This window comes from Ruegeria sp. AP12, assembly GCF_056540025.1.
In genome coordinates this window covers 1-948 of record NZ_JBQFVZ010000128.1, presented here as the reverse complement: position 1 = coordinate 948, position 948 = coordinate 1, and the positions used below count along the sequence as shown (strand labels likewise).

The following is a 948-nucleotide window of genomic DNA, read 5'->3' as shown; positions in this document are numbered from 1 at the left end:
GACAACCAGTTGCGCGGCCGTTCCGGACGACAGGGTGATCCGGGCCGCACAGTGTTTTATCTGAGCCTTGAAGATGACCTGATGCGCATCTTCGGGTCGGAGCGTCTGGACAAGGTCCTGCACACGCTGGGCATGAAGGAAGGCGAGGCGATCATTCACCCGTGGGTGAACAAATCGCTGGAACGGGCGCAGTCCAAGGTCGAAGGGCGCAACTTCGACATGCGCAAGAACGTCCTGAAATTCGACGACGTCATGAACGACCAGCGTAAGGTGGTCTTTAGCCAGCGGCGCGAGATCATGTCCTCGGATGATCTGTCAGAAATCGTGTCGGATATGCGGGAACAGGTGATCGACGACCTGATCGACGAATACATGCCGCCGAAATCCTACGCCGATCAGTGGGACACCGACGGCCTGCACGAGGCGGTCAAGGACAAGCTGACCATCGACGCTCCCGTACAGGACTGGGCAGCCGAGGAAGGCGTGGATGACGAACAGGTGCGCGAACGCCTGGTCAACGCCTCGGACGAGATGATGGCGCAGAAGGCCGCAGCCTTTGGCCTCGAAAACATGCGCAACATCGAAAAGCAGGTTCTGCTGAACACCATCGACAGCAAGTGGCGCGAGCATCTGCTGACGCTCGAGCATCTGCGCTCGGTCGTGGGGTTCCGCGGTTACGCCCAGCGCGACCCGCTGAACGAATACAAGAACGAAAGCTTCCAGTTGTTCGAAAGCATGCTGGACAGTCTGCGGGAAACCGTAACCCAGCAACTGTCGCGCGTCCGCCCGCTGACCGAAGAAGAACAGCGTGAGATGTTGGCGCAAATGCAGGCACAGCAGGCACAGGCGCAACAAGCCGTCGATGAGGCGGTGGATGAAGCCGAAGCCGTGGCTGAGGCCGAAGCCTCGGGCGATGCCCGTCCCGGCTTTGTTGAAGACGACCCAAGC

The 948-nt window shown here is 59.9% G+C and carries 1 protein-coding gene; it reads left to right on the top strand.

The features are described 5' to 3' along the window. On the top strand, positions 1-948 hold a 948-nt coding region (locus ACR0E6_RS21725; RefSeq protein WP_480587221.1), incomplete at both ends, for a preprotein translocase subunit SecA.